The sequence below is a fragment of the Paenibacillus sp. 01T442 genome, from assembly GCF_056398345.1.
The window spans coordinates 1-2,358 of sequence record NZ_JBFTPF010000180.1 but is presented as its reverse complement, the minus strand read 5'-3'; the positions used below and the strand labels follow the sequence as shown (position 1 = coordinate 2,358).

Here is a 2,358-nt window from a genome sequence, read left to right as displayed (position 1 = left end):
GAATGCTACCGGACGACAGATTGGCTGGCAGAAGCGATATCCGAAGTTATTTTGAACGCGAAAAAAGTGGATGCACCTGTGACTACACCTAAAAACTCGTAAACGAACGAGTAACAATAAAGGAGGGAAATACAATGAGGCTGAGGCACTTTTATATCAAAGTTGGCTTGTTTGGACTCCTGCTGCTGTTTTGTATCTTGTTCGGCGTCAGTCTAGCATCCAGCGGCATGGAACGCATAGAAGGTCCTCAGCCTTCCTCCAAAGCAGCCCAACAAGTCGCTCCAACCAAGGCACCGGGAAAAGTAGTAACGACGGTTGCCCAAGCAGCGCCTACACCGACACCAGTTGGCAAAGACACGGTTGTAAAAGGGGAACAGACGACAGAACCACAAGCTGAACCTGTTGCCATTCATGACAATTCCTTGAACCGTGTAGGGAATAAATTAGGCGAACTTTTACAGATAACGGCGCATCATGGCATTAAATTGTTTATTTCTTTGTTTGATGCTGTTTTAGGCAAAGGTTAGGTGTGCATTGCTCCGACTTCTCACAACTGCTATAATGAAAATTATTTGCATGTAGTGGGGGTTAGTCTTTAGCATGACGGACATTCGAGAAAGACAACAAAGAATTCGCAACTTTTCAATTATCGCTCATATCGATCACGGTAAATCAACACTAGCTGATCGTATTCTGGAATATACAGGTGCATTGTCTTCTCGTGAAATGCAAGAGCAAGTTCTCGACCAGATGGATCTGGAGCGTGAACGTGGGATTACGATTAAACTTCAAGCGGTAAGATTGGCTTACCGTGCGGATGATGGCGTTGACTACATCCTTAACCTGATTGATACACCTGGACACGTAGACTTTACCTATGAGGTTTCACGAAGCCTTGCGGCTTGTGAAGGCGCTCTGTTGGTCGTAGACGCGGCTCAAGGAATTGAGGCTCAGACGCTAGCTAACGTGTATCTCGCATTAGAGAATAACCTAGAAATTTTACCTGTCATTAATAAAATTGATTTACCTAGCGCAGACCCGGATAAAGTTAAGCAAGAGATCGAAGACGTAATCGGGCTTGACGCTAGTGATGCTGTACATGCATCAGCTAAAGCGGGGATCGGTATTAAAGAGATTATCGAACAAATTTGCCTGAAGGTACCAGCTCCGCAAGGTAATCCTGATGCGCCGCTCAAAGCATTGATTTTCGACTCCCATTACGATAGCTACAAAGGCGTAATCGTCTACGTGCGTGTCGTTGATGGTGCGATCAAAGCTGGCTCCAAGATCAAAATGATGGCGACAGGCAAAGTGTTTGAAGTTATTGAAGTCGGTGCTTTCAAACCAAGAATGTCATCGGTTCCTTCCCTTGAGGTCGGAGATGTTGGGTTTATCGTTGCCGGTATTAAAAATGTTGGAGACACGCGTGTCGGTGACACGGTGACGGAAGCAGATCGTCCTTCACCTGATGCATTACCAGGTTACCGCCGGATTAATCCAATGGTATTCTGCGGATTGTATCCRATTGAAACGACCGATTACAACGATCTTCGTGAAGCGTTGCAAAAGCTTGAACTGAACGATGCTTCCTTACGTTTTGAGCCTGAAACCTCGACAGCCCTAGGCTTTGGCTTCCGTTGTGGATTCTTAGGACTCCTGCACATGGAAATCATTCAAGAGCGTATCGAGCGTGAATTTAACATTCCACTGATTACAACGGCACCGAGCGTTATTTATCGGATTACGTTAACGAATGGTGATGTCATGGAAATTGACAATCCATCGAACTATCCGGATCCACAACGAATTGATTTCGTTGAGGAACCTTACGTGAAAGCTTCTGTCATCGTGCCTAATGATTATGTGGGTACAATCATGGAACTTTGCCAAGGTAAACGCGGTGAATATATGAATATGGAATACTTAGATACGAATCGTGTTACATTGACTTACGAGATCCCGCTATCTGAGATTGTCTACGATTTCTTCGATATGCTGAAGTCACGGACGAAGGGCTATGCTTCCTTTGACTACGAGGTTTCGGGCTACAAGAAATCCAATCTAGTGAAAATGGACATCCTGCTTAATTCCGAGCAAGTGGATGCGCTATCCTTCATCGTTCACCGTGATACCGCGTATCATCGTGGCAAAATCATTTGTGACAAGCTCAAGGAGCTTATCCCGCGGCAAATGTTTGAGGTGCCGATTCAAGCGGCAATTGGACAGAAAATCGTGGCGCGTGAGACAGTTAAAGCGATGCGTAAGAACGTACTTGCAAAGTGTTACGGCGGTGACATTTCCCGTAAGCGTAAATTGTTAGACAAGCAAAAAGAAGGTAAAAAACGCATGAAGCAGGTC

The 2,358-nt window shown here is 45.3% G+C and carries 2 protein-coding genes; both read left to right on the top strand.

Going from position 1 to position 2,358, the window contains the following annotated elements:
* The first annotated feature begins 134 nt into the window (after positions 1-134).
* On the top strand, positions 135-527 hold the full coding sequence (locus tag AC1DLM_RS35180; protein ID WP_441990303.1) for a DUF3679 domain-containing protein: 393 nt from the start codon (positions 135-137) through the stop codon (positions 525-527).
* Positions 528-600: 73 nt separating this feature from the next.
* On the top strand, positions 601-2,358 hold a 1,758-nt coding region (gene lepA / locus AC1DLM_RS35175; protein WP_477572599.1), incomplete at its 3' end, for a translation elongation factor 4.